The sequence below is a fragment of the Acinetobacter sp. GWC1_38_13 genome (assembly GCF_001767535.1).
Lineage (GTDB): Bacteria > Pseudomonadota > Gammaproteobacteria > Pseudomonadales > Moraxellaceae > Acinetobacter > Acinetobacter junii.
In genome coordinates, this window is record NZ_MELG01000033.1 from 3,327 (window position 1) to 5,781 (window position 2,455).

The 2,455-nt window shown below is 33.4% G+C and carries 2 protein-coding genes and 1 pseudogene; all 3 read right to left on the minus strand.

What is annotated here, in order from left to right; all coding sequences use genetic code 11:
* Positions 1 to 686: pseudogene (locus A2003_RS15030) on the minus strand (phage baseplate assembly protein); the annotation flags it as partial.
* The gene (locus A2003_RS03255; RefSeq protein ID WP_286686793.1) at positions 683 to 2,104 is read right to left on the minus strand and encodes a DNA circularization protein; all 1,422 of its coding nucleotides are present in this window, start codon (positions 2,102 to 2,104) and stop codon (positions 683 to 685) included. The pseudogene A2003_RS15030 and the gene A2003_RS03255, both read right to left, overlap by 4 nt.
* Before the next feature lie 3 nt (positions 2,105 to 2,107).
* Positions 2,108 to 2,455, minus strand: a 348-nt coding sequence (locus A2003_RS03260; protein ID WP_286686794.1) for a hypothetical protein, incomplete at its 5' end; no start/stop codon positions are given.

The following is a 2,455-nucleotide window of genomic DNA, read 5'->3' on the forward strand; positions in this document are numbered from 1 at the left end:
GTTTCAAGTTCATGAACTGGATCGCCTGTATTAGAACCTTTTACTATATATCTACTAAATCTTTCAGTATTGCTTTGATAAGAATTGCCAGCTAAAACGTTTTTACCTGTTTCAATTGCAGTTGTCGCTTTTCTTTCAGATGCAGCCCTTGTCATTGTGAGTTTGCCGTCTCCATAACTAACAGGAAGAAAAGCAAATTCACGCATTAGTCTTGATAGAGAATCAGCAATAGTATCGCCTTCTCTTATTTTGAAAGACAGCTTTCTTTCATCTGCTGTACTTCTAACTGTATCATCTACAACAACAGATATACCAAAAGGAGAAACTAAACTTTTAACCAAATTTTCTACTGTTTGATTTAACCATTCTCCTGTTTTTCCTTCTTCCCAATAAGAACAATCTACGACATCGCCAAGTTTATCTCTCCCTCTTATTTGGAGAACATGATTTGAATTGTCATAATTTTTATCTATCTCTTCTATATATCCAGTTATCAATCTATGATCATTAATTTGAACTATTGCTTCTTCTCCCATGCCAAAATCAAAAGAATCAATTTGATTAGGATATTTTTCTGTATAAGAAAAAGCAAAAGACGAAGCAAGTTGATCCAGAGATTGAGATATCTCAAGTTCTTTCCAGCCAGAAAATTCTTTACCGTTCACATTTAATACTATTTCGTTCATACAGATAACATCTTTATTTTATCTTTTGCAAAACCAGGATGTTTTAAAGTCGGTTGATTTCTTTTATATATCTCTTCATCTCTTGATATGTCTAAATATTGATCATAAGCTAAATGCAAAATTGTTGTTGTATCTGGCGGCGCTTCTTTTTCTATTTCATATGGAAGAGATATAAATTTCTTCTTTATAGCTTTTGCAAATTCACTTCTTAAATTTTCTACTTCTGAATATATATTTCTATTATCAACATAAATACCATAACTCTTAAATGGATCGCTTGCAGACTCATCTCCAAGTTTCAGAAGCATATAATCAATGCTATTTATAATAGAAGTTTTGATAGATTCCACATCTGCCATACTTCTATATTCAGAACGAATAGCAGAGCGAACAGCGCCAGCTAAATACATGGACTTAACCATGTTGACAAAGGCAAGTCTATTTGCTGCTTGTCTTGCTGTCGAAGCAGTTGTAACGGTAATATTTTTAAGAGAACCAGCACCAGAAATACTTGCATCAAAAGCGGTACCAAAACCAGTAGCATCGCTTACACCAGTAAGACCAAGCAAAGACAAAGTCATAGAACTGCCAAGAATTTCGTCTATTTTATCTCCTGTAGTAGAAAGTCTACTGTTTAAAATTTGACCACTACACTGTCCTATGATCTTCCCAAGATAACCAGTACCAACAACATTCGCCATTTCTAAAACACTATCAACACAATCAAAAACAAGAGCGCCTACTTGACAAGGATAACGAACTGCTTCAAGCATTAATTCTCTTGCATCATCAAAAGTAGATTTAACGGATTCCAAAGAACTTCCAGAAGCATTCCTTATCGAATTTATCTTGTTTTTAGCAATAACAACATAAGAGTCAAAATCTTCAAGCATTCCAGATATACTAAATGACGGAGCATCATCTAAAGTATATTGATCGTGAAAAGAATCCAGTGTAGCATTTGTAAGTTTTTCTGCTGCTAAATCTATGGCTCTTGAAGTATCAATTGATTCTTTAGGAAATATTGGTTCACCAGTTACTACAAAAGTCATAGTAAAGCGAGCAATACCACCTTCACTAAATATCTCCCTTATCCTTGCTTTACCTACTAAAGAGACATACTTTTCACCAAGATATGGATGAACTAATGCTCCTGGTCCTGATTGCTTTAAAGCAGATATGAGAGAATTTCTTTCAGTAAAATAATCATAATCTTGTGTAAATTCATTATACTGCGCTAATATATATCCTTCTATTGTAAATTCATCCGCATCAAGACCTAAGTCTTCTATATATGGTTCATCTTTAAACGGATATTGATGAACAACATTTCTTCTACCTATAGAATATTCATGAGAAAAGACATGAAATCCTATACCTCTAAAAGATGCTGGCTGTAAATTATCTCTCCAACTCATATTCTAATACCCATATCCAAGTTGTGAACCAAGCATATAATCATTCAATATTTTAAGACCAAAATCCATATCTTTTTCTACTTTGTCTATTTGAGCATTTGTTCCTTGTTCTGCTTGTAGCCTAATAGTAATATCTGCTTTTGAATGACTTGGCGCTAAATTACTATCGAGAGAATGTGTTGATGCAAGACCATCATTAGATTTTGGCCAAAGCATATCAGATAGTTTTTGAGAAGTTCTATATGCTGCCGTTCCCATTGCTACTGGATTAAAAGCATTCATTTTACTTGCAAATTTTGCAAGATTAAAAAGGTCTTTTATAGATTCTATCTTTTTTGGAAGTTTATCTAT